The sequence below is a fragment of the Pseudarthrobacter sp. NPDC092419 genome (genome assembly GCF_044755045.1).
Taxonomy (GTDB): Bacteria; Actinomycetota; Actinomycetes; order Actinomycetales; family Micrococcaceae; genus Arthrobacter.
On sequence record NZ_JBIVQF010000001.1, the window covers coordinates 634,268 to 656,980 of the forward strand.

The 22,713-nt window shown below is 65.7% G+C and carries 23 protein-coding genes; 9 read left to right on the plus strand and 14 right to left on the minus strand.

Annotated elements, in window-relative coordinates; translation table 11 throughout:
- Positions 1 to 5: 5 nt before the first annotated feature.
- Complete coding sequence (locus ACIQC0_RS02825; protein WP_400532600.1) at positions 6 to 323, plus strand: hypothetical protein; 318 nt, start codon at positions 6 to 8, stop codon at positions 321 to 323.
- Positions 324 to 341: 18 nt separating this feature from the next.
- Here ACIQC0_RS02825 and ACIQC0_RS02830 read toward each other — a convergent pair whose 3' ends face one another.
- From ACIQC0_RS02830 to ACIQC0_RS02840, 3 genes are all read right to left on the minus strand, one after another.
- Positions 342 to 1,412, minus strand: a complete 1,071-nt coding sequence (locus ACIQC0_RS02830) for an alkene reductase (protein ID WP_400532481.1) — start codon at positions 1,410 to 1,412, stop codon at positions 342 to 344.
- A 128-nt stretch (positions 1,413 to 1,540) separates the two neighbouring features.
- Positions 1,541 to 2,452, minus strand: a complete 912-nt coding sequence (locus ACIQC0_RS02835) for a hypothetical protein (protein ID WP_400532482.1) — start codon at positions 2,450 to 2,452, stop codon at positions 1,541 to 1,543.
- A gap of 23 nt (positions 2,453 to 2,475) precedes the next feature.
- A complete protein-coding gene (locus ACIQC0_RS02840; RefSeq protein WP_400532483.1) occupies positions 2,476 to 3,123 on the minus strand; it encodes a DUF6318 family protein in 648 nt (215 codons plus the stop codon).
- A 271-nt stretch (positions 3,124 to 3,394) separates the two neighbouring features.
- Between ACIQC0_RS02840 and bioB the strand changes: the two genes are divergently transcribed.
- From bioB to ACIQC0_RS02860, 4 genes are all read left to right on the plus strand, one after another.
- Entirely contained in the window at positions 3,395 to 4,414 is a 1,020-nt protein-coding gene (gene bioB / locus ACIQC0_RS02845) for a biotin synthase BioB (RefSeq protein WP_400532484.1), read from the plus strand.
- 342 nt (positions 4,415 to 4,756) lie between these two features.
- Complete coding sequence (locus ACIQC0_RS02850; RefSeq protein ID WP_400532485.1) at positions 4,757 to 5,191, plus strand: pyridoxamine 5'-phosphate oxidase family protein; 435 nt, start codon at positions 4,757 to 4,759, stop codon at positions 5,189 to 5,191.
- Between the two features lie 19 nt (positions 5,192 to 5,210).
- Positions 5,211 to 5,723: a very short patch repair endonuclease gene (locus tag ACIQC0_RS02855; RefSeq protein WP_400532486.1), complete on the plus strand. Its 513-nt coding sequence runs from the start codon at positions 5,211 to 5,213 to the stop codon at positions 5,721 to 5,723.
- 75 nt (positions 5,724 to 5,798) lie between these two features.
- A complete protein-coding gene (locus ACIQC0_RS02860; protein ID WP_377215027.1) occupies positions 5,799 to 6,221 on the plus strand; it encodes an Hpt domain-containing protein in 423 nt (140 codons plus the stop codon).
- On the opposite strand, the gene ACIQC0_RS02865 is transcribed toward ACIQC0_RS02860, so the two are convergent.
- From ACIQC0_RS02865 to speB, 7 genes are all read right to left on the minus strand, one after another.
- On the minus strand, positions 6,182 to 7,048 hold the full coding sequence (locus ACIQC0_RS02865) for a response regulator transcription factor (RefSeq protein ID WP_400532487.1): 867 nt from the start codon (positions 7,046 to 7,048) through the stop codon (positions 6,182 to 6,184). The genes ACIQC0_RS02860 and ACIQC0_RS02865 overlap by 40 nt on opposite strands.
- A 9-nt stretch (positions 7,049 to 7,057) precedes the next feature.
- Positions 7,058 to 8,329, minus strand: coding sequence for a restriction endonuclease (locus ACIQC0_RS02870; RefSeq protein ID WP_400532488.1), 1,272 nt, complete (start codon positions 8,327 to 8,329; stop codon positions 7,058 to 7,060).
- Positions 8,316 to 10,547, minus strand: a complete 2,232-nt coding sequence (locus tag ACIQC0_RS02875) for an McrB family protein (protein ID WP_377215024.1) — start codon at positions 10,545 to 10,547, stop codon at positions 8,316 to 8,318. The genes ACIQC0_RS02870 and ACIQC0_RS02875 overlap by 14 nt, the downstream gene beginning before the upstream one ends.
- A 66-nt stretch (positions 10,548 to 10,613) precedes the next feature.
- Positions 10,614 to 10,847: a hypothetical protein gene (locus ACIQC0_RS02880; protein WP_377215023.1), complete on the minus strand. Its 234-nt coding sequence runs from the start codon at positions 10,845 to 10,847 to the stop codon at positions 10,614 to 10,616.
- A 90-nt stretch (positions 10,848 to 10,937) separates the two neighbouring features.
- Complete coding sequence (locus tag ACIQC0_RS02885) at positions 10,938 to 11,354, minus strand: acyl-CoA thioesterase (protein WP_377215503.1); 417 nt, start codon at positions 11,352 to 11,354, stop codon at positions 10,938 to 10,940.
- Positions 11,355 to 11,587: 233 nt separating this feature from the next.
- A complete protein-coding gene (locus ACIQC0_RS02890; RefSeq protein WP_377215022.1) occupies positions 11,588 to 13,294 on the minus strand; it encodes a thiamine pyrophosphate-binding protein in 1,707 nt (568 codons plus the stop codon).
- Between the two features lie 5 nt (positions 13,295 to 13,299).
- Positions 13,300 to 14,364 carry an agmatinase gene (speB, locus tag ACIQC0_RS02895; RefSeq protein ID WP_377215021.1) on the minus strand — a complete coding sequence of 355 codons (1,065 nt, stop codon included), beginning with the start codon at positions 14,362 to 14,364 and terminating at the stop codon, positions 13,300 to 13,302.
- A gap of 224 nt (positions 14,365 to 14,588) precedes the next feature.
- On the opposite strand from speB, the gene ACIQC0_RS02900 reads away from it, so the two are divergent.
- Positions 14,589 to 15,452: a DUF559 domain-containing protein gene (locus ACIQC0_RS02900; protein WP_400532489.1), complete on the plus strand. Its 864-nt coding sequence runs from the start codon at positions 14,589 to 14,591 to the stop codon at positions 15,450 to 15,452.
- Between the two features lie 124 nt (positions 15,453 to 15,576).
- Here the strand turns inward: ACIQC0_RS02900 and ACIQC0_RS02905 are convergent, their stop codons facing one another.
- The gene (locus ACIQC0_RS02905) at positions 15,577 to 16,152 is read right to left on the minus strand and encodes a helix-turn-helix domain-containing protein (protein WP_400532490.1); all 576 of its coding nucleotides are present in this window, start codon (positions 16,150 to 16,152) and stop codon (positions 15,577 to 15,579) included.
- Between the two features lie 185 nt (positions 16,153 to 16,337).
- A complete protein-coding gene (locus ACIQC0_RS02910; RefSeq protein WP_400532491.1) occupies positions 16,338 to 16,562 on the minus strand; it encodes a hypothetical protein in 225 nt (74 codons plus the stop codon).
- A 302-nt stretch (positions 16,563 to 16,864) separates the two neighbouring features.
- Here ACIQC0_RS02910 and ACIQC0_RS02915 point away from each other — a divergent pair, with 302 nt between their 5' ends.
- Together ACIQC0_RS02915 and ACIQC0_RS02920 are read left to right on the plus strand one after the other, a co-directional pair.
- A complete protein-coding gene (locus ACIQC0_RS02915; RefSeq protein WP_400532602.1) occupies positions 16,865 to 18,001 on the plus strand; it encodes a VIT1/CCC1 transporter family protein in 1,137 nt (378 codons plus the stop codon).
- Positions 18,002 to 18,133: 132 nt separating this feature from the next.
- Positions 18,134 to 19,033, plus strand: coding sequence for a matrixin family metalloprotease (locus ACIQC0_RS02920; protein ID WP_400532492.1), 900 nt, complete (start codon positions 18,134 to 18,136; stop codon positions 19,031 to 19,033).
- A 28-nt stretch (positions 19,034 to 19,061) separates the two neighbouring features.
- Here the strand turns inward: ACIQC0_RS02920 and ACIQC0_RS02925 are convergent, their stop codons facing one another.
- Positions 19,062 to 20,195, minus strand: coding sequence for an LOG family protein (locus ACIQC0_RS02925; protein ID WP_400532493.1), 1,134 nt, complete (start codon positions 20,193 to 20,195; stop codon positions 19,062 to 19,064).
- A gap of 52 nt (positions 20,196 to 20,247) precedes the next feature.
- The gene (locus tag ACIQC0_RS02930; RefSeq protein WP_377215015.1) at positions 20,248 to 21,717 is read right to left on the minus strand and encodes a sugar porter family MFS transporter; all 1,470 of its coding nucleotides are present in this window, start codon (positions 21,715 to 21,717) and stop codon (positions 20,248 to 20,250) included.
- 251 nt (positions 21,718 to 21,968) lie between these two features.
- On the opposite strand from ACIQC0_RS02930, the gene ACIQC0_RS02935 reads away from it, so the two are divergent.
- Positions 21,969 to 22,709, plus strand: coding sequence for a GntR family transcriptional regulator (locus tag ACIQC0_RS02935; RefSeq protein ID WP_377215014.1), 741 nt, complete (start codon positions 21,969 to 21,971; stop codon positions 22,707 to 22,709).
- The last annotated feature ends 4 nt before the right edge of the window (positions 22,710 to 22,713 follow it).

Below are 22,713 nucleotides of genomic sequence, written 5' to 3' on the forward strand. Positions count from 1 at the left end.
CTCCGCTGCTCGAGGAAGAGGCACCCATGAGGGAACTGCTGGTCGTTTTTCAGGAGGGATTCGAGGACGCCAACATCACTTTGACGGTCAATGGCAAGCAGGCGCGGCGGGATCTCGGGATCTCAACGAACCCCATTCTGGGCATCGCCGCGGAGGTCTCCGTGGAGCTCCCGGCTAAAGGCGCACAGGTGGGGGTGGAAGTCACCAACCGGGGACTGAAGGCCATCAAGAAAGTCACCGGCAAGCCAAGGAGTGTGCTGGTTTCCGTCGAGGACGGAAAGCTCGTGATGAGGGAAGGGACCGGCCGGGAAGCGTTTCTTTAGGACTTCCCGGCCGGCAGCTCAGCCTTGGTAAGCCGGGTAATCCGTGTAGCCCACGGCACCCGATGCGTAGAAAGTGGCAGCATCAGGCTCATTCAGCGGGAGGCTCTCCTTCCAACGGCGGGCGAGGTCCGGGTTGGCGAGGGCCGGCCTGCCCACCACCACGGCATCCGCGTGTCCGGCTGAAACCAGCCCTGCGGCTTCGTCTCGTGAGGTGACTACGCCGAAACCGGTGTTCACCAGGAAGGTGCCGCCGAAGCGCGCGCGGAGGCCCTGCACCAGCTCATCTGCCGGTTCGTGATGCAGAACGCTGAGGTAGGCGATGTTCAGCGGAGCGATGCTGTCCACTAGCACTTCGTACGTGGCGCGGACGTCTTCGCGGTCCGTCTCGGCGATCCCTTGGACGTTGTGCTCCGGCGAGATGCGGATCCCTACCCGGTTGGCGCCCAATGCCGCAACGACAGCGTTGACCGTTTCTATGACGAACCTGGCCCTATTTTCCGGGGATCCGCCGTAGCTGTCGGTCCGGACGTTCGAGTTGGGCGCAAGGAATTCATGCAGGAGGTAGCCGTTGGCGGAGTGCAGCTCCACGCCGTCGAACCCTGCCTCAACAGCGTTAAGCGAGGCGGCGACGATTTCCTGGATGAGCACCGGAAGCTCGTCCGTGGTGAGCGCGTGCGGCACCGGGTATGTCTGCTTGCCTGAGGGTGTGCGGACTTCACCCTCGATGGCCACGGGGCTGGGGGCGACAATGTCCCGGCCGCTTGTCAGCTCCGGATGCGAGACCCTGCCGCCGTGCATGATCTGGGCGAACATGCGCCCGCCCTCCGCGTGCACGGCATCCGTGACCTTCTTCCAGCCGGCGATCTGTTCTTCGGTAGCGATCCCGGGCTGTCCGGCGTAGGAGCGGCCGCCGATGGTTGGGTAGATTCCTTCGCTGACGATCAGGCCCAGCGAAGCACGCTGGCGATAGTGCTCGGCGACAAGCGGCCCCGGAACGCCTGCTTCACCGGCACGGAGCCGGGTGAGCGGAGCCATCACGAGCCGGTTGGGAAGTTCGAGTTCGCCTAGGGTCAGAGGGGAAAACAGCATGCGCGGTTCCTTTCAGGGGCAGAAGCGGTACTGCTAGTGCCAACCTCACGGACCGGGCTGCTATTCCGGGTGGGACAGGGGTCACAGGGTCGGGCGGGGCCAGAACAAGGACCAGGCGCCGGCAGCTCCTACGAACCGAGACAACCCTGTCCGTTTGGATTCACGTTGCAGTCGTCTGCGTAGTTGCGTGTGATGGAACGCCAAACACTGATCGTTTCCGGGGCGGTGCTGAAATGGCCTTCCCCAGGAATTGGCAGCGGAGGCCCCTCGTTGACCGAATACGTCCCCCGGAAGCTGGTGGTCAGGACAACCTCAAAGTCACCCGTAGCTCCGTAGGCATGGCTGGTCCTCGTTTTCTCGCCCCAGCGGTCCTGCGGCAGCGGTCCACCCATGGACGGTTGCGGCCCGAAGACCGTTCCATCGCCGTAATTCCATGTGTACTGCACCGGCGTGGCCACAACATGAACCTTCTGGCCGAACATGGTGATGTCGAACTGCTGCTCTTTGGCATCAGCGTAGAAGTTGGTTTCCGCTCCCCGGAGCGTGTGCGGGCTTGGCTGCGCAACGACGGCACCCGCGTCTACGGGAAGATTTTCGAATCGTTTCTGGATGGCCGCGGCGATCCGTGGAAGAACATCTTCCGGGTTTGGGTCGTAAAGGCACATTGGACCCGAGTGACGAGCCCAGACTGCGCCCGGAACCCCGCGGGGCTTCGACAGCCACACCACGGGGATTCCGTCCTCGCCGTTGGGGCCGTTGGTACATTTCAGTTGACTGCGGAGGCACACCGAGTCAAAATCCCCGGCGCCTAAATGGCACTGCAACTCATACTTGTAGTCGTTGGGGTCCGTTGAAGCCTGATTCTTGGGGATCCGTACTACGGCCCCAGTCTTGGGATCCAAGCCCCAGCCCACACTTCCAACCTCCACACCAGTGTCGACGAATCCGACTGCTTCGTCGGTTTTCGCAGTGGCAGCGGCAATGGGGAGGGACACCATTAGAACTTGCACGAAGACCAGACAAAGGACGGGAGCGGACATCCGGCGAATGAGGCTGCCCATGGCTATCGTATTAGACCTAGTTCAGTCACCGTCCATCCATCACGGCCGAATGTGGCCACTACCTGACTTCCGACGTTAATTGCTTTGGTGGGGTCCTGCGTTAGGGTTCCATCAGGATTATGAATACTTATCTCATCTTGCATTACCTGAACGGTTGCCTGCCACGGCTCATTTTCTAGCGCTCGTCCCGTCACGGCTGGCGTCTTGACCCGACCTCCCGATATCCACTTATCGTCTTTCCAAGCGTTACTGACGTTCTTGACAAGACCGTTACAAAAGGCGCAGTCGGGGCCGGACACCCCTTTCAAGAGTTCGACGTCTCCAGTCTCATACGCATAACTGAGGACGGCAAACCAATACTTGGTAAACGCCTCCAGCCCCTCTTTCGTCTCAGTCTTCGCCACCGCCGGGAGGACAGGTAAGGGTACGTTCTGGGCCGGCCCTTTTGCGCTGGCTGGCTTGTAGGCGGGCATTGCCGTTGCAGTAGCCGTCGGCGAAACGGAAACGCTTGTTGTCCCAGACTGCGTCGTATCAGGGCTGGCTGCCGGCTCCGGTGCTGCCCCGGCGCAGCCCCCGAGCAGTAGCGCCGCTCCCGCAACCACTGCGATACGGCCTAAGAATGCAGGTTTAGAGATGACGTGCGATGCCATGGACCGCTACTCCCCCAATGTCGTGTGATGACGCTCTCCGGACGTTGCTCCAAGGGTAGCCCAGCACACAAATCGACGACGATAGTTATCCACAGCTACCCCGCACGGGTTTACCATCACTGCGGCGCCGAAAAAAGTCACACCCGCCTGGCAACCACTCCCCACAAACCCGCCCCCGTCCCCTTGTGGCCGTTCCACAAAAACAGCCAGCCTGCCCCGAACTACGGTCAAGGAGAGAGACCCACCCGCACGGACCAGCCAAGGAAACTCAATGACGATGCCCCTGCAGCAACGCACCCATCCGATCCTCGAAACAGCCCGGCAGCAGGTGCTCGAAAACGGCGACGGCCTTAACGAAGGGCAGCTCGTCGAGATCCTCCGTCTTCCGGATGAAGCGCTCCCGGCCGCCCTCCAACTCGCCCATGAAGTACGCCTGAAGCATTGCGGCGAGGATGTCGAAGTCGAGGGCATCATCTCGATCAAAACCGGGGGCTGCCCCGAAGACTGCCACTTCTGCAGCCAGTCCGGCGTGTTCGACAGTCCGGTACGGGGCGTCTGGCTGGACATCCCCGAACTCGTCAAAGCCGCCAAGGAAACCGCCTCCACCGGAGCCACCGAGTTCTGTATCGTCGCCGCTGTCCGCGGACCGGACATCAAGCTGATGAACCAGATCAAGTTCGCCATCGACCGCATCAACGAGGAAGTGGACATCAACATCGCATGCTCCCTGGGCATGCTCACCCAGCGCCAGGTGGACCAGCTCAGGGAATGGGGCGTGCACCGCTACAACCACAACCTCGAAACGGCACGCAGCTACTTCCCCAAAGTCGTCACCACCCACACCTACGAGGAACGCCTGGACACCTGCAACATGGTCAAGGACGCCGGCATGGAGCTCTGCTGCGGAGCCCTGATTGGCATGGGCGAAACACTCGAGCAGCGGGCCGAACTCGCCGCCCAGCTCGCAGCCCTCGAACCCCACGAAGTCCCGCTCAACTTCCTCAATCCCCGCCCCGGCACTCCGCTGGAGAACCAGGAGATCATGGACGGCAAGGACGCCCTGCGCGCCATCGCTGCCTTCCGCCTCGCCATGCCGCGCACTGTCCTGCGCTATGCCGGCGGCCGTGAACTCACCCTCGGCGACCTCGGCACCCGCGAAGGTCTCCTCGGCGGCATCAACGCGGTCATCGTCGGCAACTACCTCACCACCTTGGGTCGCCCCGCAAACGCCGATCTCAATCTCCTCGTGGATCTCAACATGCCCATTAAGGAGCTCCAGAAGACTCTATGAAGCACTCCACAACCAGCCCCACAGCGCGCTATTGCGGGCACTGTGGCGGGGAATTGCAGGGGCAAGCGTACGACGGCGGCGCCCTCCCGCCGTCGTACGCCCGCCATGGCGGAACGCGGCAAGGAAACGCGGCCCAGGCAGGTGCCCACCACGAGTGCACGAGGCGCCTCGAGATGGAACCGCCGCGCTACTGTTCCGAATGCTGCCGACGCCTGAAAGTCCAAGTCTCACCGCTCGGCTGGCGTACGGAGTGCAGCCGGCACGGCGCCACCGTCGCTTGACGGACGAAAGAAGGGACTTCCGGCACTGGCGCGCTTCTACCGCACGTAGAAGAATGGTTCCATGATGTTCAACCATGCAGACGCAAACCCCGTACTGGAACTCAGCGACGAGCAGTCCTGGAAGCTGCTGGAAGGCACAAAGCACGGTCGGCTGGTGGTCTCCGTGGCAGGCGAACCTGACATCTTCCCCGTCAACTACCTCGTCTCCAACCGCAAGCTGTACCTCCGCACCGCGCCGGGAAACAAGCTCGCCCAGCTGACCATCAACGCGAAGGTGCTCTTCGAAACGGACGGGATCCTCTCCGAAGAGGCCTGGTCCGTCGTCCTTCGGGGTACGGCCCGGGTGCTGACCAATTCGAGCGAACTGGCCGCCGTGGAGGAACTGGGCCTGAAGACCTGGGTGCCCACCCTCAAGGACTTCTACGTGGAAATCGAGCCGAGCTCCATCAGCGGACGTCATTTCGTTTTCGGCGAGCAGCCCGAACGGGAAATCTGAACCCTCCTAGACTTGAAGCATGGCGGATAGGCTCACCCCTGAGCAGCGCAGCTGGAACATGTCCCGGATCCGGGGCAAGGACACCAAACCGGAACTGCTGGTGCGGCGGCTGCTCCACGCCAAGGGCTACCGTTACCGCCTCCATGGCCGGTCCGGGAGCAGCCGCCTGCCCGGCAACCCCGATCTGGTCTTCGCCGCACGTCGCAAGGTCGTCTTCGTCAACGGCTGTTTCTGGCACTTCCACGATTGCCGGGTCGGCCTGCACGCGCCGAAAGCGAACGCCGCATTCTGGGAGGAGAAGCGCACCCGCACGCGCGAGCGCGACGCCCGCCAGCGCAGCGAACTCGAGGCCGCGGGATGGGAGGTCCTGACGGTGTGGGAGTGCCAGTTGAAGGACAGACCGGCGCTGGAGGACCAACTCATACAGTTCCTGGACCGCCAACTCAACATCAGCCCGCAATTCCCATCAAGAAACCCACAATTCTCTGCCCGCCCGGCGCCAGAACCCGGGATCGGCCCTACCCTGAAGTGAAGTGGATAGCCTCCGCTGACCGTTTTGTTCCCCGGCTGGTCTCGCCGCAGGACACCCGGAGCCGAAAGGACCGTCGTGGGCGCAGCTGATGATGCTTCCAGGCCTTTGGTGGACCAGTCCGTACTGGACCGGTTGCGCGAGGAACTGGAAGATGACGAAGGATACTGCAGGATGTTCGTGGCCGACTTCGTCCAATGCCTCCCCCAACGCATAGGCCGGCTCCGGCTTGCCTTGACCACTGGCGACCTGGACGGTTCAGTGGATGCGGTCCTGAGCCTAAAGACCTCGAGCCAGATGGTGGGCGCCGAGCGGCTGGCCGGACTGGCCTACGAACTGGAAGGCGAGATCCGCGGAGGAGCCCGCGAATCCGACGTCGCCGTTGTCCTGCCCAGGCTCGCCGCCGCATACCTCCGGCCTATCAGCCAGTGCAGCCGGCAGACGACGCACCGGCTCCAGGCTCAGTGCTCGACAGGCGGCCCGCCTGGGGCCAGGCGGTAACCCACGCCGCGGACCGTCTGCAACCAACGGGGGCGCTGCACCGAATCGCCCAGCTTCTTCCGGAGGTTCCCCATATGGACCTCCACCGAGCGTTCATCTGCCTCGCTGATATAGCTTCCGACGTCGTAGTCCTCCTCGCGGAGACGCCGCACCAGATCTGCTTTGGTGCGGACAGTCCGGCCGGCTTCCAGGATGGCGTGGAGGAGTTCGAATTCGGTGCGGGTCAGGTGCATCTCTTCCCCGTCAACGGTGACCGTGCGGGAGGCATAGCTCAGTTCGAGGCCGTTGTGGCTGTAATACCGGTCGCCGTTCTCGGCGCTGGGGGCAGTAACCGTTACGCCGGCCGTTGCCGCGGCAGTTCCGGCGGTCGGGGCTCCGGCGTTCGCGGCGCCGGAGGTGGAATGCCCGACGGCGGCCTCCCCGGCGGGCGCGGCACCGGCCGGGACGGGTGCGGCAGCGCGGGGTCGGCGCATCATCGCGGCCACGCGCGCCCGCAGTTCCCGCGGACGGAAGGGCTTGGTGAGGTAGTCGTCCGCGCCGGATTCCAGCCCGATCAGGGTGTCCAGCTCTTCGGCCCGGGCGGTGAGCATCACGATGTAGGCATCGGAGAACTCGCGGATCTGGCGGGCAACCTCGAACCCGTCGATATCCGGCAGCCCGAGGTCCAGGGTGATGACGTCGGGGTTCAGCCTGCGGGCAGCGGCCACGCCTTCGTAGCCGGATGCCGCGACAGTCACCTCGAACCCGGCCTGGGTCAGCACCGTCCGGACCAGTTCCCGGATGTCCTGGTCGTCCTCAATGACAAGTCCCACTCGTGCGTCACCCATAGCGTCCCCTCACAAGCCAACGTCAGCAGTATAACTGTCACCTGCCCCGCTGTTCCGTGCTTGCCGCACCACTTCTCCCCAAGATTGTTGCGCCAGTTCGGCGATGGCTGCCAGGATTTCCGCCGGTGGCCGGGACAGATCCAGCGGAAACTCCACGACGTCGATGTCTGTGTTGAGGATCCGGCGCAGCTTGACCTCCCCCGCACCGGCGTAGACGAGCCAGGCGGTGGGCACCGCGAGCGCCGTGCAGTGTGCCAGCATCTGGTAGTGGTCGGCGGTCAGGGAGGCGCCCATGTCCGTGGCTGCCTTGTACTTGGCGTTGTATGCGACCACCGGCCGGCCGCCCAGCAGGTGCACCGCGTCCGGCCGCACTGACAACCGGTCCGCGTCCCGAACGGCTTCGCTGAGCAGCGCGTTGTACTTGAGCCGCAGCTCCCCCGGAAACGCGGCCATCGCCTGGCGGAGCGCGGCACCGACGAAGTCCTGGAATACCTCTGCCATGTCCACCACGAAAGACGCGGTCTGTTGTTTTCCTTCTCCCGATTCTGCGGAGGAATTTCGCAGGATCAGTTCGGCCAGCCGGAGAACCGCGTGGTACCGCAGGTTCATTCGGGTCGGTTTCCACGGCGGCAGCGGGGCGCCGGCTGGAAGGCGGGTAACGGCGTCGAGCTTTCCCTTGAGCTGGCGCAGCCGGCTCAGCACCTCCGGACGGACCCGCGGCACCTGGCTCATCCGTTCCAGCGCCGCACGGAGGATGCGGTTCTCCGCGATGTCCTCGGTGAACTCGTCGTAGGACACTTCCAGGGGCACCAGCATCCCCGGGCGGCGGGAGATCTGGTCCGAAATCCGGATCCGTCCCTTCACGGTCCGGAGAGATTCGTCCACCGTGAGGTATCCCTGCAGCACGCCGCGGCCCAGTGCCCGTTCGGCCAGCTGGGCCAGCGATTCAGCCAGTGCGCTCCACAGCTCGCGGTCCTCCACCGCTGCCACGGTGTCTGGTCGGAAGCCCTGGTCCTCGGCATAGCTGAGGAGGAACAAGAGCCGGCTCAGCCCCAGCCGGTCCTTGGGCCGGACGTCCAGCTGGACCGTGGGCGTGCGGACCGAGCCCACCTTGCCTACCGGTTCGATCCGGTAGAGCCCCATCCCCATGGGCGACGCCTTGGCCAGGCCGCTGGCGTTCAAGAACGAGGCGCTGGCGGGGTCCAGCCGCTCCACGATGCCGCGGGAAAGTTCATCCAGCACCAGGTGGCGGACGGATCCGCCGGATTTAACCGGTTGCAAGGCGCCCCAGCAGCTGTTCCAGCCCGAAGCGCTCCTCCAGCTGCGCCCGGGTGAGCTGTCCGTGATAGTGCTCCTCAAGCAGCGGCATGAGCTCGTACTTCCAGATCCGGCGCAGCCCGGCCGGGGTCTGGGCCGCCGGCTTCATGAAGTAGGACGGGCCGATCATCAGGTCCCGGTCCCACTCGTCGATGGCCGCGTTGAGGGCGTCCAGCAGCAAGGCGGGTGTGAGGTCCAGCTTCCGTGCCTGGAGGAAGCGCAGCAGCGATCCCTTGACCGGCTCCGTCTGGGGGTGCAGCTCGATGAAAGAAAAGCGCCGGCGGATGGCGGCGTCCATCATGGCGATGGACCGGTCCGCGGTGTTCATGGTGCCGATGATGTAGAGATTGTCCGGCAGCGTGAACGGCTCGTTCGGGCTGTACTGCAGGTAGATCCGGTCGTCCCGGTACTCCAGCAGGAAATACAGCTCGCCGAACACCTTGGCCAGGTTGGCGCGGTTCATCTCGTCGATGATCAGGAAGTACGGTTTGTTCTCATTCCCCGGCTTGGCGGCTTCCTCCGCCAGGCGGCGCAGCGGTCCTGCCACGAGTTTGAAGGAGACCTGGCCTTCGTCGGTCTTGTCGGGGCGGTAGCCCTCGAAGAAGTCCTCGTAGGCGTAGGACGGGTGGAACTGCACCAACTTGACCCGTTCGTCCGTGGAGTCGTTGGCCAGTTCCGCGGCAAGGTGCTTTGCCAAGTATGTCTTTCCAGTGCCCGGCGGACCGTACAGGACCAGTTGCCGGTTCTCCTCCAGCAGCTCCGCGATCTCCTGGAGCGGTTCGAGTTCCATGTGCAGCGATTCGGCGAACTCCGGAGTCAACGGCCGGAAGCCCTCCTGCACCACGGGGATGAGGCCGGTGCTTGCGGCGTCCTCATCCGGTTCCGTTTCGGCTTCAGCCGGCACCAGGGCCTGCAGCGCCTGGACCACCCGCGTCACGTCCACCACGATCCCCGGGGTGGCCAGCTGCCGCTGCACATGGCGGGGCAGGTCAGTGGTGGTGTGCCCTTCATCGAACCAGCGCACCTTCCGGCGCAGGCGGCGGTTGTCATCGTTGTGCTCCGGCTCGCCGAGCACCACGCCCAGCCGCACGACGCCCGAGTGCTGGTACAGCGCCAGATCGCCCGGCTTCATCACCGTCAGGAAAGCGAAGACGGCCGTCTTGGTGTCCTCGCGCTCCACGTAGCCAAGATGTTTGTAGTCTTCGTCGACGGCGTGTTGCACCACCCCGGCCGTCACGCCCGGGTCAAGCAGGCGGAGATGTTCGACGTCGAGGGTGACCTTCTCCTCGCCCTGCCAGGCCGTGAGCAGTTCAGTGTTGTCGCTGTGCGTGCGCAGCAGCCACGCCCGGCGTCCGGGGTCCCCCACCTTGCGCCACTGGCTGACCAGCTGCCGGGAGTACCAGTCGATGCGCTGGCCCGCCTGCTCATCGAGGTGCCGGCGGATGCGGTGGATGTCCGCGGTGATGTCTTCCTCGGCGTCGCCCTTGGCACCACCCACCAGCGAGGCGAAGGCGTCCCGGATCTCCTGGCGCTCCACGTCCGCCACTACGGGCTCGAAGTAGCTGGGCCAGGTAAGGAACTCGATGCTGCGGCGGATCGCCGGCTGGTCGTCCGGCGTAGCCGCGGCCAGCCGGTGGAAGGCCAGAGGGTCCTGCAGCGCCGCGGTGATTGCATGCGTGGGCTGCTGGTCCACGTGCTGCACGAAGCGGCACAGCCACTTCAGGTGGTCCCAGATGGTCCAGTTGAACTCTGCCGTCCGGTCCCGGATGACACCGTGGTCCGTCATGCCCTGGTACAGCTCCTCGGGCAGCTCCAGCGGCGGCTCAAGCCAGGACGCAGCCTCTGCAACGCGGGCGCGCTTGACCTTCAGTGACTTCACTTCGTGCGCCAGCGGCAGCGACTGCAGGAAGAGCAGCTCAACGGCGAGCTGCTTGGCCTCACGCGAGGCGCCTTCAAGGTTGTGCCGGAGGTTGGTCATCATGGGAGCCTTGGGGTCCGGAGTGCCCCGCTCCAGCCGTTCCAGCAGTTCCCCGGCGGCGTCCGCAGTCCAGGTCAGGGTCCGGCCATCCAGCGCGGATGGTTTGCCCAGCATTCCCGGGCCCAGCACAAACCATGCTGCGTCCTCAATCTCGCGTGAGATACCTGGGGCACGTGTCATGGCAGCAGTTGAGGCGGGGGTCATACTTCAAATTTACAGGGTGAAACTGAACGGCTGCTCACAACGGGTGCCGGTACCCGGCAGGGAGCCTCAGACCCGGGGAGCGGGCCGCTTGCGCCCCAGGACGAAGTAGCCCATCGGGCCCACGAAGTTAATGAACGAGGCAGCCCGCCACGCAGCCTTGGGCCCGTTGATCAGTTCTGCGGGCCGGCGCGAGATGTCCCGCTGGGCCGCGAGCAGCAGCGAAACCTGCGCTATCCCCACCAGGATGAAGCCGGCGCGCGCCGAAGGTGACATCTCTTTCCAAGTCTTCTTCCGTGCCATCTCCGTGCTCCTTCATTCTCAGGTTATGGGCGCTTTCGGCTGATGCCTATTGTCCGACACTACGTGGTCCCCGCACAGTGCCGTCCGGCCCTAATGCACGAACGGCGCCAGCCGTTCTTTTTGCTCCGGCGTGAGCCGCTGGACCCGGCCCGTGGTTTCATCCACGAACGCCAGGTGGCTGCTTGCCTTGACACATTCCTGCCCCGTGGCGGGATCCTTGATGACGTAGTGGATGTCGAAGCTGGCCCCCTTCACGGCGCCGATCCAGACCTCCACCAAGGCGGGAATGTTGCGGTAGTCCAAAGTGCGTACGTAGCGGATCTTATGGTCCACCACCAGTGCCATGGTGCCCTCCGGCACGTCATTGAACAGTGAGACGTGCGGTTCCACTCCGGGGAGCCCGGCGCCACGGGGCGGCCCGAAGGCACCGATGCGTGCCTCCTCCAGCATGCGGACGATCTGCACGTTGTTGATGTGGCCGTAGGCGTCCATGTCCCCCCACCGCATGGGAACCAGGACCTCGATCCGCCGGGGGTCGGATCCCGCGGGGTCCTCCGTGCCTGCCTGCACGTCCTCCCCTGCCTCCGCTTCACTGGCGGAGGGCCGGTAGCCCATCTCCTCCAGAGGCCCGCCCTGTTTCACGCTGCTGCCGTTCTCCATGACCAGAATCGTATCGGCATTGCAGGACGCAAAAGACCCCGGCTCCTTGTGGGAGCCGGGGTCCGCGGTGATGCTGCAGGTTAGTCGCCCAGGTGGGTGGGGGCGAACATCTTCAGGAGCGTTTCAACCACGACGACGTTGGGTCCGTCTGCGGCGAATCCCGCCTTCAGGGCGTCCCCGACGTCCTCCGGCGCCACCCGGGTTGCCGGGACGCCGAACGATTCAGCAAGCTTGACGAAGTCCGGGCGCGCCAGTTCGGTGGCCGTGGCCTTCCCGAACGCGCCCACCATGTACTCGCGCAGGATGCCGTAGCCGCCGTCGTCCACGATCAGCCACGTGACCGGGACGTTGTGCTGCCTGGCCGTTGCGAGCTCGGAAATGGAGTACATGGACGAGCCGTCGCCGGACACTGCCAGCACGCGGCCGGGCTTTCCCACGGTTTCCAGGCCCACAGCGGCACCGATCGCCGCCGGGAAGCCGTAACCAAGCCCGCCGGCGCCTTGGGCGGAGTGGAACTCCCCCTCACGGGCATCCCAGCAGCTCCAGCCCCAGTACGCGGCGATGGTCATGTCCCAGAACGTCTGCATGTCCGCCGGAACGGCCTCGCGGATGTCCGCCATAAACTTCAGTTCCTTGGCCAGGTCCTGCCCTTCCAGTCGGGCGCGGACCTTGGCCAGCGAGTCCTTGACCAGCTGTTCCGGGGAAGTGCCGTGCCAGTCCGGCTGGGCGTGGCGGTCCCGCTGCAGCGCTTCATCGAGGGCACCGTCCAGGGCAGCCAGTGCCTGCCCGGCATCCGCCCGAATGCCCAGGCCCGGCCGGTTGGATTCGAGGACGCGCGGCTCGGCGTCGATCTGGATGATGCGGCCCCGGGGTTCGAACGTGAAGTAGTTGGAGGTGACCTCGCCCAGGGAAGAACCGATCACCACAAGGACGTCGGCGTCTTCCAGCAGCTCCGTCATGTAGCGGTCCTCCATCCAGGACTGCAGCGACAGCTCGTGGTTCCAGGGAAAGGCCCCGTTTCCCCCGGGTGTGCAAATGACTGGGGCACGGAGCTTTTCCGCGATGGACAGCAGGGACTTTTCGGCCCGCCCCCGGCGCGTACCTCCGCCGGCGATGATTGCCGGGCGCTTGGCCGCGGCGAGCCATTTCACGGCCTCGCGAACCAGTTCCACGCGCGGCGGGTTGTCCGCGGCTTCTGCGAGTGCGTCTTCCACTGGCGGGACCATGATGGGGTCAAGCAGCACGTTCTGCGGGATTTCGATCCACACCGGGCCCTGAGGGGACGAGATGGCTTCCGTCCAGGCGTCCTGGATGGCGGATGGTATGCCGGAGGCATGCTGTATCAGCCGCTGGCTCTTGGTGACGTTGGCGGCGGAAGCCTTCTGGTCATCCAACTGGTGGAGCATGCCCTTGCGCCGGGCGCCGAGTCCCTCGAGCGGGATCTGGCTTGCCACCACCACCATGGGCACGCCGGTGGCGTAGGCCTCCTGCAGCCCGGCCAGTGAGGTCAGCGCACCGGGCCCGGTGGAGAGGAACAGCACGCCTACTTCACCGGTGGCGCGGGAGTAGCCGTCGGCGGCGAAGGCTGAGTTGTTTTCAACACGCGACGAGACGAACTGCAGATTGCCGCGGCCCATGGCATCGAACAGGCCGAGTGCGTGCTGGCCGGGAATGCCGAAGACGGTCTTGGCACCGAGCGCTTCAAGGGTTTCGACGACGAGGTCCCCGCCGTTGCGGGCATCGGTACCCCTGGTGGGGGCTGCTGTGCCGGGATCGAAATCGATCATGGTGGCTACTCCTTCATTCCAGCGGCGAAACCGGCAGGCTGCCGGACTTCCCGGCCGAGGGCCTGGGCGGCATACCCGGTGGCCGCGCCGAAGCGGTTGCCTTCAACCGCATTGTCTGCCATGAGGGTGACCAGTTCATAGGCCACGTGGCTGGCTGCCACACCGGTGATTTCTGCATGGTCGTAAGCCGGGGCCACTTCAACGACGTCGGCACCCACCAGGTTCATCCCGCGGAAGCCGCGGATGATTTCCAGCAGCTCGCGGCTGGTGATGCCGCCGGCTTCCGGGGTTCCGGTACCGGGCGCGTGGGCAGGGTCCAGGACGTCGATGTCCACGGAGATGTACAGCGGACGGTTGCCGATCCGGTCCCGGACCTTGGCCACGGTTTCCAGGACGCCCTGGTAGTAGACATCCGCGGAGGTGACGATGCCGAAGCCGAAGCGGTGGTCGTCGTCGAGATCCTTCTTGCCGTACAGGGGGCCGCGGGTACCGATGTGGCTGATCGCCTCCGTGTCCAGGATGCCTTCCTCCACGGCGCGGCGGAACGGCGTGCCGTGGGTGTATTCGGCCCCGAAGTAGGTGTCCCACGTGTCCAGGTGGGCGTCAAAATGCAGCATGGCGATCGGTCCGCCGGCGCGCTCGGCGGCGGCGCGGAGCAGCGGGAGGGCAATGGTGTGGTCGCCGCCCAGGGTGACGAGTTTGCTGCCACCGGCCGTCAGGTCCCGGGCGTTCTGCTGGATGGTCTCGATGGCCTCGTTGATGTTGAACGGGTTGACGGCCATGTCCCCCGCGTCTGCTACCTGGACGTTCTCGAACGGGCTGACATCCCAAGCCGGGTTGTAGGGGCGCAGCAGGCGGCTGGACTCCCGGATGTGGTTGGCGCCGAAACGGGCGCCGGGCCGGTAGGAAACGCCGGAGTCGAACGGCACACCCACCACGGTGATGTCCGCCTTGGGCACCTGGTCCAGGCGCGGCAGCCGGGCGTAGGTGGCGGCACCGGCGTACCGGGGAATCCGTGATGAATCAATGGGGCCAAGGTTGCCGTTGGTTTCGATGCGGAGCTCTTCCACTGAAGGCCTCTCTGCGAAGTGGGTGGTGTGACTGCCATCATACACCTCTGTTTCCCACTAGGCATCACCTGTTTACCCAGGGATGCAGCCTCCCTTGCTGCCCGGTTTGTGCCACGAGTGACCGACGTGACTGTGGCGCGGGCGCCGAACCTGCGGGCAGAACTCTTCCTCAACCGGACCAAACCGGGCGGGAACGCACGGCTGGCTTATCCACATAGTCTCCGATGGGCATTTCCCTGGAACGCCCATCGGTCTGGGATGGTGGGATGCAGGCACTCGAATATCTCCGCCAAAACGGCGGTGCGGTCCGGACTGGACAACTGCTGGGGGCCGGATTCTCACGGCGGGCCATCAGGGAGCTGATGGATCAGGGCGCCCAGCAACCCAAGCGTGGCGTGTTCTTGTTGCCTGGCTGTGATCCAGGCGTCGCCACGGCCATTGTGCAGAACGGGCGGCTCACGTGCGCCAGCGCCGCCGCGCATTATGGCCTGTGGCTTCGACACCCGTCGCCACGGCATCATCTCGCGTGCAATCACGGCCATGGGCACGGCTTCATCCGGCACCGGTCGGTACACTTTCCAGGCCATCCCCTGCTGCCATTGGCGGCGGTGGAGGACGTGGCCCTGCATGCCATGGGGTGTCTCCCACCCCCATCGTCAACGGCCTTGGCAACCTCAGCCATCCGGCTGCATGGCGTGCCCGTGGAACTATTGAAGGACCAGCTGCGTGGTGACCGCTCCCGGCCTGTCCTGCGAGCGCTGCGGGAATTGGATATGCGGGCGGAATCCATTGTGGAAGTGGACGCCCAGCATCTCTTCCGCGCCAACGGCATCAGCTACGACGCACAGGTATTCCTGCCGGGCATCGGCCGGGTCGACTTCCTACTGCAGGGCTTCCTCATTGTGGAGATTGACGGGTTTGAATTCCACTCAAAACGGGCGGACATGCGCCGGGACAGATTGCGGAACAATGCCTCCGCGGTCAACGGGTTCGCGGTTCTCCGGTACATGCCCGAACACATCTGGTTCGAGCCAGATCGTGTCCTGGCCGACATCCGGGCGGTGCTCTGTTCGCGGGAGGCAGGGTGAGTGCGATCCCGCCCAGTTTGTCTGCCCGGCGCCTCCAGGATGCGGCGACGGTTCACCGCCGGCCGGGAGCACCCCGGCAGATAACGGGGACAAACCGGGCGGGAACGTCCGCCGCGGAAGGGGATTACCGGCTGGCGGCGGGCACCAGGACCCAGAGCACCTCGACGGGTTGGTCCGTGGGGTTGACCCAAGTGTGGGGCTCGCGCCCCGGAAAGGTGACGGTGTCGCCGGCGCTGAGGTCGAATTCCTCGTTGGTCAGGATGAGCCGAAACTTGCCTTTGATCACGTGCAGCACATCGACGTCGCAGTCCACTGCGTACAGCTCGGACTCACCACGGCCGTGCGGTTCGATCACGGCCTGGATGATCTGCACCCGCCGTTCGGACCGGGCCGTCAGCAACCGTTCCACGATCCCGTGGCCGCCCAGGGAAATACGCGGTCCGTCATTGCGCTTAGTGAGGTGGGTTTCCGGAGCGGCGAACAGTTCGCCGATGGAGATGGACAGCACCTGGCACAGCGTCACCAGCGAGGCCACCGACGGCGACGTCAAGTCGCGCTCCACCCGGCTCAGGAACCCCTTGGTCAGCCCCGTGGCGTCCGCAACCTGTTCAATCGTGAGCCGTTGCGACTGCCGGGCGGCGCGGATCCGGGAGCCGATGGCCACCGGAATATTGCTCGGCTCAACTGGCAGTGCCTTCATGTACGAACCTTTCATCGCAGGCTCACCGGCCCGCTCTGGAGCAATACTAATGGGCTGCCCCGGCTATGACGCGATCATGGCGGATCCCCGCCGCGCCGGCAGATTCATGGCGCACGACGGCGGCACCTCCTTCCGCATTCAGCGCAAGGAGGTGCCGCCGTCGTGCGTTGTATTCGGCTTCGCGTCTATTCGGCTTCGCGCACTCCGTCATCATCGAGCGGGACCACCCGGTCCTCGGCATCGACCACGACAGGCGGTGCCTGGACTACTGGCTCTTCCTCGTCCAGGAACTCGTCCTCCGTGTCCCACTCGTCCTGGTCGACCGGTGCGTCTTCGGCGTAGTCGTATGCCGGATCCGCTTCTACGGCGTCCAGGTGCGGCATGTCCGGGTGCTGTCCGGTGGTGCTCATCTTCCTACCTCCGATGGTTCGCCTGACGTGCTCTTTCAGTGGGGCGCGGATGCGCCACACGTTCATCTCAACACCGGGCCGCAAGCGGGGTCAAGAGCGGCCGGTGCAGGCAGCTGGAGTGCCGCGCAGTGCCGCGGAATTAAGGTTTACCGAAACCGCCAACGCTGGTTTACCGGCCAGAAATCCCCGGAAATCCGCAGTAAGCTGGCACTGCAACGGGGCCGAAACCATGCCCTTCCAGTCCAGGAGCTCCCGTGTCCAACCCCTCAGAACCGTTCCGTCCGGCAGAGCCGGACCACTCCCTGGACACTGGACCCCGGCGCGCCGAAAGCGCCGGCACGGAGCCCAAAAGCACCCGGCAGCCCTCCACCGCGGACATCAGGCGCTGGCGCCAGTACCTGGCGGACGAACGCGCCGAGGCTGCCGTGTACCGCGACCTGGCGCAGAACCGGCAGGGCGAAGAACGGGCCATCCTTCTGGCGCTGGCCGAAGCCGAGGGCCGGCACGAGGCCCACTGGCTTGCCCTGCTGGGGCCGCACGCCGGAAAACCCCGCCGGGCCTCGGTCCGCAGCCGGCTGCTGGGCTTCCTGGCCCGTAATTTCGGTTCGGTGTTTGTCCTGGCCCTGGCACAGCGCGCCGAAGCCCGCTCACCGTATGCCAAGGACCCCAATGCCACGGACGCCATGGCGGCAGACGAGCAGATCCACGAGGAAGTAGTCCGGGGCCTGGCCACGCGCGGCCGGAACCGCCTGGCCGGCACCTTCCGCGCCGCAGTCTTCGGCGCAAATGACGGCCTGGTCAGCAACCTGTCCCTGGTGATGGGCATGGCCGCATCGGGCGTCGCCAGCAGCGTGGTCCTGCTCAGCGGCATCGCGGGTTTGCTGGCTGGTGCGATGTCCATGGGTGCCGGCGAGTTCATCTCGGTCCGGTCCCAGCGGGAACTTCTGGCGGCCACCCGGCCCACGCAGGTGACCCTGGCAGCTGCCCCCAAGCTGGACCTGGAACACAATGAACTGCTGCTGGTGTACCTGGCCCGCGGGATGACCCAGGAGGCGGCACAGCACCGCGTGGCCGAACGCATGGGCCTGCTCTCCTGCGACTGCGACCCCAGCCTGTCCCTCCAGCCGGACCTTCCCCACGCCGGCGACGAGCACGAGGCCGTCGGCACCGCATGGGGTGCGGCGCTGTCCAGTTTCTGCTTCTTCGCATCCGGCGCCATCGTCCCCGTCCTGCCGTTCCTGTTCGGAATGACCGGGGTGGCCGCGCTGGTGACGGCCGGCGTGCTGGTGGGTATCGCCCTTCTGGCCACCGGTGGTGCGGTGGGCCTGCTCTCCGGCACCTCGCCGTTGACCCGCGGCCTGCGCCAACTGGGCATCGGCATGGGCGCAGCATTGGTCACCTACCTGCTGGGCCTGGCCTTCGGCACAGTTGTCGGATAACCGGCGGTTCCCGGTTAACCGGCCGCAGCTTAACAGTTTCCACAGGTGGCGCCCCTCCCATAGGCGTGCAGGCCCGGCAATGGTAGCTTGGCCGTGGCTGCCCCGAGTGGCTGACCCACTGGAGGTGCTGTGATGGAGACCCGGCCGCCGCGGCATGCCGACGCCAATGCTCGCAGGCGCAGTTCCGCCGCTGCGGTGCGCCTGCTCCTAGCTGGTTTCCTGTGCGCGGCCGCCGTCTTTGGCGGTGCAGCGGCCCTGGATGATCCCCGCATCCGCGACCTGCTGGACATCAGGATCGGCCCTTCGGGAATGGCCGTGGGGGTGGCCGGGAACGACGGCGCGCAGCCCGCGACCGCCGCACCGGCTACGCCCCCGCCGGGCTTCGAGGAGGCGGACGCGCCGCTCTCCACCCCGGTCCGGCCAGCCGCTGCCAGCGATTCCTATCGTTTCCTGGCGGTCAACACCGACGGCAGCCCCGTCGGTTACTCCCCCTGCCGTCCTCTGCATTACGTCATCAACACCGCGCTGGCGCCCGACGGCGCAGAGCACCTCGTCCCGGACGCGATCGGCACCATTTCGGCCGCCACGGGCATCAGGTTTGTCTATGACGGCACCACCGCCGAGCAGCCCTCGCCCCAGCGTCGGCCGTACCAGCCGGAGGCCTACGGCGACCGCTGGGCGCCCCTCCTGATTGCCTGGACCACCCCGGAAACCGCACCGCAGCTGAAGGGCAAGGTCATCGGCACCGGCGGCAGCACGCATTTCGGGTACGAAGGCGGGCCGAAGACTTTCGTGACCGGCGGCCTGGACCTGGACGCCCCGCAGATCGCCAACGAGCTGCGGCACCCCGACGGGCCGATGTATGCCACGGCCGTCATCCTCCACGAGCTGAGCCACGTCATGGGCCTTGACCATGTGGACGACCACACCCAGCTGATGTACCCGGAGATCGGCCTGCCGGAAGGGCTCTCCACCGGCGACCTCAACGGACTGTACGAACTCAGCAAGGTCCCCTGCCGCAAAGACCTCTAGTCTTCCGGCCGGTCAGCCGATGGACCGGTCAGCCGTGCAGGACCTCTACGGCTTCCTCCACGGTGTCCACCAGGAAGATGCTGTCCGCCATCGCCCGCCCCTCGGCCAGGCTGCGGAGCATGGGCCATGCCGGGTAGCGGTTTTCCCAGTGTTCCCTGCCCACCAAAACCATGGGCGTGACCTTCTCGCGGGCGCCATAGTAGTTTTCGCAGGCGTCCTGGAAGATTTCCTGGACGGTCCCGGCGGCACCCGGCAGGAAGACGATCCCGCCCCGGCACAGCTCCAGGAGGATGGCCTCCCGGATGGCGTTGGCGAAGTACTTCGCGAGGTGTGTGGCGAAGTAGTTTGGCGGTTCGTGCCCGAAGAACCAGGTGGGGATCCCCAGCGACGGGGTGCCGTCCGGATGGCCTTCGACGACGGCAGCCGCCGCGCGCGCCCACGCTGACACCGAGGGACGGAACCCCGGGACGGCGGCGAGGGTGTCCAGCGCTGCCTGGACATCGCCGTCGGTCGCTTTGCTGAGGTAGGCACCCAGGTTGGCCGCCTCCATGGCGCCGGGCCCGCCGCCGGTGGCCACCAGGCGCCCCGACTGTGCCAGAAGCCGGCCCAGCCGGGCCGCCTGGGCGAAGTCCCTGCTGCCGCGCTGCGCCGAGTGCCCGCCCATCACGCCCACTATCTGGAGCCCGGACCATGCGCCGGTTCCGGTCAGTTCGTCGAGGGCGTCGCCGATGGCGTGGTCGTGGAGGGCCGATGCGAGCGTGGCGTCAACCCGGTGTCGCTGGCCTGGCCGGATGCTCCACTGATAGATGCGGGCGTCCGGCAGGTCCTCATAGGGGGCGTCCGCGAGGCCTGCGTACAGTTCCTGCGGAGTGTAGAGCGCTGCACGGTAGGGGTTGAACGGCACGCCGTCCAGGCGCGGGAAGATCAGGGCGCCGCGGCGGCGCAGGGCGTCCTCCATCCCGTCGTCGAACGTGCAGCCCAGGAAGATGGCGCCCTCCACCTGGAGCCGTTCGAGGTCCGCCGACCGGCCGCGGAGGTCCAGCGATTGTGCATGCCAGCCGTGCAGGTCCGTGGACCCGGCTGCCACCAGCCGGTCGAAGCTGGCGAGGTCCTCCACCTCGAGGTTATGCGGGTGGGGGCCGAGGTTCCCTGAGAGATTCATGGGCGCCGCCTTCTGCTGGTCATTTTCCCAGCGTAGGCCACCTGCCCAAGTGTTAGTTGGTGGCCTGGACGGTGATCGGGGCGGGAGCCGCAGCCTGCGCGTCGCCGCGGAAGTGCGCCTCCAGTTCTTCCAGTGAGCGTCCCTTGGTTTCGGGCACGAACCGGGCGACGAACGCCAGGGAGGCGAGGTTCACCAGGACGAACAGTCCGAAGGTGCCGGTCGAGCCGAGCGCTTCCACCACGATCGGGAACAGGAAGGAGATGGCGGCGTTGACGGTCCACAGCGCGAAGACTGCGATACCCATGGCGAAGCCGCGGATGGCCAGCGGGAACATCTCGGACAGCAGCAGCCAGACGCAGGTGCCGATAAAGCACTGCACGAAGGCGACGAACAGCATCATGGCCGCCAGGATGGTGTAGCTGGCCAGGTCCGACTGCGGCAGCAGGAACACCACGGCCAGCAGCGCCTGCGAACCCACGACGCCGGAGAATCCGATGATCAGCATCCGGCGCCGTCCCACGAAGCCCAGCAGCCAGATGCCCAGGATGGTCATGAGCACAGAGGTAACGCCGACGCCGATGGTCGCCACCAGCGATGCGCTCGCTCCCAGCCCGCTCTTTTCGAGGATGGTGGGGGCGTAGTAATTCACCGTGTTGATGCCGGTGGCCTGCTGGACCGCGGCCAGTCCGATACCGATCCACAGCAGCCGTCGCATCCACGGATTGGTCCGCAGGTCCCGCCACGCGTGGCCGCGTTCACCCTTGGCCGTCCGGGCCGCGCGGGCGATTTCCTCGTACTCGGCCGCTGCTTCCCGGGGGCTGCGGCTGAGGTCCAGGACGCGGCGGCTGTCTTCCAGCCGGCCGCGGATGGCATACCAGCGGGGGGACTCGGGAAGGAGGAGCATGCCGGTGAGCAGTGCCACTGCAGGAACAGAGGCGATGCCCAGCATGGCGCGCCACACCTCGGGGTCCTGGATCAAGGCGTCGAGCAGGGCGTTCATGGCGAACGCGAGCATCTGGCCGGTGACGATCATGAGTTCGTTGATGGTCACCATGCGGCCGCGCAGGTGGGCCGGTGCCATTTCCGCGAGGTACAGCGGGCAGGTCACTGCCGCCGCACCCACGCCCAGGCCCAGCAGGATCCGCGCCCCGATCATGAACGTGACGGTGGGGGCGATGGCACAGCCGATGGCGCCAAGGAGGAAGAGCAGCGCGCAGACCAGCAGGGATCCGCGGCGGCCCAGCCGGTCCGCGAGGCGTCCGCCCGTCAGTGCACCGAGGGCGGCGCCGGGGAAGAGCAGGGCGCTCACGACGCCGGCCTCTTCCACCGGGGTCATGTTGAGGGAGTCGTTCATAGAGAGCAGGGCGCCGGAGATCACGCCGGTGTCGTAACCGAAGAGCAGGCCGCCGAGCGTGGAGATGGCCGTGAGGCGGCCCAGGTAGCCTCGGCGCCCCGTCCCATGCGCAGCCGTGCCCCGGATTGTCGTCCCCGGCGTGGTGGAGTCTGATTTTTGCAACAGCATCGTTGCCTCTCAAATTCTCTCGGGACCGGAACCCGGCCGTTGATGTGATGTCCGCCACCCACATTAGAGCGCTCTAACGCCTGACGTCAAAATAAAGTCCTAATGTCAGCACATTTGCGCCCTTGACCAGCGCCGTCATCCTGCTACGATCAAGTACGAAAGTATGTCCTATCAAGAGAACATATGATGGCAAAGCAGCCAGGCGCCCGACCGGGTCCAGCTGGAGCCGCAACCTAGAACAGGAAAAGAACGTGGCGAACAACCTGGGTCTCAGCATCGACCGCTCCTCCCCCGTACCCCTTTACCACCAGGTGGTGCAGGGAATCGAAGCGGCCATCTACAGCGGCGTACTCGAGCCGGGCAGCAGGCTGGACAACGAAATCGACCTCGCAGCCCAGCTGAACCTCTCCCGGCCCACCATGCGCAAGGCCATGGACGAGTTGGTCCGGTCCGGGCTGCTGGTCCGCAAGCGCGGGGTAGGCACGCAGGTGGTTTCCAGCCAGGTCCGCCGTCCCCTGGAACTGTCCAGCCTCTTCGACGATCTCACCAACAACGGCAAGAAACCCACCACCGAGGTCCTCAGCTTCGCGCACGTGGAAGCTGACGAACCCACGTTGGCCACCCTCCAGCTGCCTGCCGGCTCCAAGGTCTACCACTTCACCCGGCTCCGCAAAGTGGGCGGCAAGCCGCTGGCGCTGATGGAGAACTGGGTGCGCGATGACATCGCAGCGATGGACGAAGCCATGCTCGCGGCCGAAGGCCTGTACGCGATCCTCCGGCGCGGCGGCGTCAACTTCCGTCTGGCCAACCAGCGGATCGGTGCCATGATCGCCAATGACTACCAGGCGCCCCTCCTGGACGCGGCTCCCGGGTCCGCCCTGGTCACCATGGAGCGCACGGCCGTGGACGATACCGGCCGCCGTGTGGAAACCGGGCACCATGTCTACCGGGCGGACTCCTACAGCTTTGAAATGACACTCGTACAGCGCTAATCCA

Excerpts from the sequence above, each read along its gene's own strand:
- ACIQC0_RS02830 (WP_400532481.1), bottom strand. The coding sequence starts at position 1,412 with ATGCTGTTTTCCCCTCTGACCCTAGGCGAACTCGAACTTCCCAACCGG.
- ACIQC0_RS02835 (WP_400532482.1), bottom strand. The coding sequence starts at position 2,452 with ATGTCCGCTCCCGTCCTTTGTCTGGTCTTCGTGCAAGTTCTAATGGTG.
- ACIQC0_RS02840 (WP_400532483.1), bottom strand. The coding sequence starts at position 3,123 with ATGGCATCGCACGTCATCTCTAAACCTGCATTCTTAGGCCGTATCGCA.
- bioB (WP_400532484.1), top strand. The coding sequence starts at position 3,395 with ATGACGATGCCCCTGCAGCAACGCACCCATCCGATCCTCGAAACAGCC.
- ACIQC0_RS02850 (WP_400532485.1), top strand. The coding sequence starts at position 4,757 with ATGATGTTCAACCATGCAGACGCAAACCCCGTACTGGAACTCAGCGAC.
- ACIQC0_RS02855 (WP_400532486.1), top strand. The coding sequence starts at position 5,211 with ATGGCGGATAGGCTCACCCCTGAGCAGCGCAGCTGGAACATGTCCCGG.
- ACIQC0_RS02865 (WP_400532487.1), bottom strand. The coding sequence starts at position 7,048 with ATGGGTGACGCACGAGTGGGACTTGTCATTGAGGACGACCAGGACATC.
- ACIQC0_RS02875 (WP_377215024.1), bottom strand. The coding sequence starts at position 10,547 with ATGACCCCCGCCTCAACTGCTGCCATGACACGTGCCCCAGGTATCTCA.
- ACIQC0_RS02880 (WP_377215023.1), bottom strand. The coding sequence starts at position 10,847 with ATGGCACGGAAGAAGACTTGGAAAGAGATGTCACCTTCGGCGCGCGCC.
- ACIQC0_RS02885 (WP_377215503.1), bottom strand. The coding sequence starts at position 11,354 with ATGCGGTGGGGGGACATGGACGCCTACGGCCACATCAACAACGTGCAG.
- ACIQC0_RS02890 (WP_377215022.1), bottom strand. The coding sequence starts at position 13,294 with ATGATCGATTTCGATCCCGGCACAGCAGCCCCCACCAGGGGTACCGAT.
- ACIQC0_RS02900 (WP_400532489.1), top strand. The coding sequence starts at position 14,589 with ATGGGCATTTCCCTGGAACGCCCATCGGTCTGGGATGGTGGGATGCAG.
- ACIQC0_RS02905 (WP_400532490.1), bottom strand. The coding sequence starts at position 16,152 with ATGAAGGCACTGCCAGTTGAGCCGAGCAATATTCCGGTGGCCATCGGC.
- ACIQC0_RS02910 (WP_400532491.1), bottom strand. The coding sequence starts at position 16,562 with ATGAGCACCACCGGACAGCACCCGGACATGCCGCACCTGGACGCCGTA.
- ACIQC0_RS02920 (WP_400532492.1), top strand. The coding sequence starts at position 18,134 with ATGGAGACCCGGCCGCCGCGGCATGCCGACGCCAATGCTCGCAGGCGC.
- ACIQC0_RS02925 (WP_400532493.1), bottom strand. The coding sequence starts at position 20,195 with ATGAATCTCTCAGGGAACCTCGGCCCCCACCCGCATAACCTCGAGGTG.
- ACIQC0_RS02930 (WP_377215015.1), bottom strand. The coding sequence starts at position 21,717 with ATGCTGTTGCAAAAATCAGACTCCACCACGCCGGGGACGACAATCCGG.